The 3,976-nt window shown below is 69.0% G+C and carries 2 protein-coding genes and 1 pseudogene; 2 read left to right on the top strand and 1 reads right to left on the bottom strand.

Translation table 11 applies throughout. The features are described 5' to 3' along the window. Nucleotides 1-102: 102 nt before the first annotated feature. Nucleotides 103-864: pseudogene (locus AOK24_RS22430) on the top strand (zinc-binding metallopeptidase family protein); the annotation flags it as partial. An 83-nt stretch (nt 865-947) separates the two neighbouring features. Here AOK24_RS22430 and AOK24_RS22425 read toward each other — a convergent pair. Then, complete coding sequence (locus AOK24_RS22425) at nt 948-2,330, bottom strand: GH1 family beta-glucosidase (RefSeq protein ID WP_055721863.1); 1,383 nt, start codon at nt 2,328-2,330, stop codon at nt 948-950. A gap of 427 nt (nt 2,331-2,757) precedes the next feature. Here AOK24_RS22425 and AOK24_RS22420 point away from each other — a divergent pair, with 427 nt between their 5' ends. Continuing rightward, the gene (locus AOK24_RS22420; protein ID WP_055721862.1) at nt 2,758-3,870 is read left to right on the top strand and encodes a radical SAM protein; all 1,113 of its coding nucleotides are present in this window, start codon (nt 2,758-2,760) and stop codon (nt 3,868-3,870) included. Nucleotides 3,871-3,976: the final 106 nt, after the last annotated feature.

Genomic DNA, 3,976 nt, shown 5'->3' with positions numbered 1-3,976 from the left:
GTCCCCCTCGTGCGCGTCCCCGAGACCCCACACCGGCTGCAAGTGCCGCTGCTTGTCCAGCTTCAGGCCCTCGGCGGTGACGGACCGGTCGAGGTGGATGGCGAGTTGGGGGACGCGCACGAGGGGGACTTGATCGCGTTCCTTGAGGAGGAAGCGGGGCTCGCGCCGGGCGAGGTGACCGGCTGGGACCTGATGACGCACTCCGTCGAACCGCCCGCCTACCTCGGCCGCGACGAGGAGTTCCTCGCCGGGCCCCGGATGGACAACCTCCTGTCGGTGCACGCGGCGACCGCCGCGCTGGCCGCCGTCGCGACCCACGTCGGCGACGAACTCCCGTACATCCCCGTGTTCGTGGCGTTCGACCACGAGGAGAACGGCTCGCAGTCCGACACCGGAGCGGACGGGCCGCTGCTCGGCGGGGTCCTGGAGCGCTCGGTGTTCGCGCGCGGCGGGTCGTACGAGGACCGGGCGCGGGCCTTCGCCGGGACCGTGTGCCTGTCCTCCGACACGGGGCACGCCGTGCACCCCAACTACGCGGAGCGGCACGACCCGACGCACCACCCCCGGATCAACGGCGGCCCGATCCTCAAGGTGAACGTCAACAACCGGTACGCGACGGACGGTTCGGGCCGCGCGGTGTTCGCCGCGGCCTGCGAGAAGGCCGGGGTGCCGTTCCAGTCGTTCGTGTCCAACAACTCGATGCCGTGCGGGACGACGATCGGGCCGATCACCGCCGCGCGGCACGGGATCCAGACCGTCGACATCGGGGCGGCGATCCTGTCCATGCACAGCGCGCGGGAAATGTGCGGCGCGGACGACCCGTTCCTGCTGGCGAACTCCCTGACGGCGTTCCTGGAGGGCTGAGTCCCACCTGAGAGGGACTACCTGAGGGGTAGCTCCGGGGTACGGCATACCCGGGAGCTACCCCTCACGTACTAGTACTCGGCTCACTGCTCCCGGCAGGCCCGCGCCGCGTCGCGGAACCACAGCGCGCTCGCCTTCGGGGTGCGCACCTGTGTCTCGTAGTCCACGTGCACCAGGCCGAACCGCTTCTCGTAGCCGTAGGCCCACTCGAAGTTGTCCATCAGTGACCAGCAGAAATACCCCCGTACGTCCGCCCCGGCCGCCCGCGCGAGCCCGATCGCGGCGAGGTGGTCGGCGAGGTACGCGGTGCGGTCGGTGTCCTGAATCCGACCCGTCTCGTCGACAGGGGAGCGGCTGTCGTCAAAGGCGGCGCCGTTCTCGGTGATGTAGAGCGGCAGCGCGGGGTACTCCCGGCTGAGCCGGGTGAGGAGGGCCGTCATGCCTTCCGGATAGATCTCCCAGGGCATCGCGGTCGAGGGCCGGTGGGTCTGCGGAACCCCCTCGTACCCGTGCGGCTCATCGGTCGCACGGACCACGTCCCGGAAGTAGTAGTTCACCCCCAGGAAGTCCAGCGGCTGCGCGATGGTCTTCAAGTCGCCTTCCTGGACCGGAAGTTGGGCGTCCTGTTTCGCGAGGTCGGTGAGCAGGTCGGCCGGGTAGCGGCCGAGCAGCACCGGGTCCAGGTAGATCCGCGCGCCGATCGCGTCCGCGCGCCGCGCCGCCTCGACGTCCTCGGGCGCGTCGGAGGCGGGGTGGGCGACCAGCGGGTTGAGGGTGATGCCGGCCTGGGAGTCCGGCACGGCCTCGCGGATCCGCTGGACCGCCAGCCCGTGGCCGAGCAGCAGGTGGTGGGCCGCCTTCGTGAAGTCCGGGAAACTCCGCCTGCCCGGCGCGTGGTTGCCGAAGTAGTAGCCCAACATGGCCGAGCAGAAAGGCTCGTTGAGGGTGATCCAGTGCTTCACGCGGTCGCCCAGCGCGTCCGCCGCGAGTCCCGCGTACTCGGCGAACCGGTACGCGGTGTCGCGCTCGGGCCAGCCGCCGGCGTCCTCCAGCGCCTGCGGCAGGTCCCAGTGGTAGAGGGTGGCCCAGGGGGTGATGCCCTTGGCCAGGAGTTCGTCCACCAGACGGTCGTAGAAGGCGATTCCACGCGCGTTGACGGGGCCCGTGCCACCGGGCTGGACGCGCGGCCAGGCCATGGAGAACCGGTAGGCGTCCAGGCCCAGTTGGGACAGCAGCCCGACGTCCTCGGGCATCCGGTGGTAGTGGTCGCAGGCCACGTCGCCGGTGTCACCCCCGGCCACCTTGCCGGGCGTATGGCTGAAGGTGTCCCAGACGGACGGCGAGCGCCCGTCCTCCGCGACGGCCCCCTCGATCTGGTACGCGGCCGTGGCCGCCCCCCAGACGAAGTCGGCCGGCAGCCCTCGCACCGCCTCGCTCCCCACGGGCTCCGTGCTCGTAGCGGTCATCCGTTCCGCCTCCCTGCGACGGTACGACGTACGGCGTACGACGCCTTCCGCTTAAGGCGTCCGTCACTCTGAAGTCGTACCGCACACGACGTACGCATCCCCTTGTGGGAGCGCTCCCAAGCAGGCTTGCTCAATCCCTCATACCTGTCAAGCACCGTGGTTTTCCGGCCAATCACACACCCTCGTCCACGGAGCCCGGGCAACCGGTTGACAGGGCCGGAATGCGCCGGAGAAGGTCTTGGGAGCGCTCCCAAGACGCTCGCGCATCTCTCGCCTTCCCCTCGAATTCCCTCACGGTCCACCACAACCGACCACAAACGATCCCGCGCCGTCCGATCCGTCCTTCACATCCAGAGACCGGAAAGTGACCGCACGTATGCCTGACCGCAATTCCGTTCTGCCCGGATCAACCCTCGGAACCCCTTTTGTGGAGCGCAATCTCGACCTGAGAGGCAAGCTCTACCAGCGTTCGATCCATCCGTCCGTCCGCCAGGTCGCTCTGGGGCGACGACTTTCGGCACCCCTCGTGGTCGACCTCGACCCGACGACCGTGTGCGATCTCGCGTGTCCTGAGTGCATCAGCTCGCAGGTGCTGCACCATGGCCAGATCGGGCCGGACCGCATCGTGAAACTCGCACATGAACTGGCCGAATCCGATGTCCGCGCGGTGATCCTCATCGGTGGCGGGGAACCGCTGCTGCACCGGGCCATCGGGGAGATCGTCGAGGTGCTGCACGGGGCCGGCATCAAGCTCGGGCTCGTCACCAACGGCACCCAGATCGACCGGCATCTCGACCGGCTCGCCGAGTGCCTGTCGTGGGTGCGGGTCTCGGTCGACGCCGGGACCGCTGACACGTACCAGTTGTTCCGGCCGAGCCGGGGCAAGCGCAGCATGTTCCCTCAAGTCATCGAGAACATGCGGAAGTTGGCCGAGCGGGGGCGGGGGCGGCTCGGCTACTCATTTCTCCTCATGCAGCGTTTCGACGAGGACGGGAAGGTCACCGAGTCCAACTACGACGAGGTCCATCGCGCGGGGCTGCTCGCCCGGGAGATCGGCTGCGACTACTTCGAGGTCAAGGCGATGCTGGACGAGGACCACTACACGGTCAACCAGCGAGCCGAGGACATCGCGGCGGTCGAGGAGCAGATCGCGCGGCTGCGGGAGCTGGAGAGCGACTCCTTCCACGTCCTGCACTCCTCCAACTGGCAGGCCGTGCGGCGGGGTACGGACCCCGTACAGCCCAAGGACTACCACCATTGCGCGATCACCGAGCTGCGGACGACGGTGACCCCTACCGGGGTATTCGTCTGCCCCTACCACCGGGGTAACCCCAAGGGGCGGATCGGGGACATCCAGCAGTCCGGGTTCGCCGAGCTGTGGGCGAACGCGGATACCTCCGTCATCGACCCCGGCAAGGACTGCCAGTTCGTCTGCGCGCGGCACGGGTCCAACCAGGAGATCGCCCGCATCGGGCGGCGGCCCGAGTCCGACGGGGCCGGCTCCGACGAGCTGATCGACGACTTCGACCCCTTCATCTGAGACGGGGCGCCGGACGTACCCCGGACGCAGGGCGCCGTCTGCCCGCCGTCCGGGGTGGCGCGTACTTCCGAGGTAGCCCCGAGTTACCTCCGAAGTACGACGCCGG

This window comes from Streptomyces niveiscabiei (assembly GCF_001419795.1).
Taxonomy (GTDB): domain Bacteria; phylum Actinomycetota; class Actinomycetes; order Streptomycetales; family Streptomycetaceae; genus Streptomyces; species Streptomyces niveiscabiei.
Note: the sequence above shows the minus strand (reverse complement) of the source record. Positions and strands in the feature narration are given on the sequence as shown.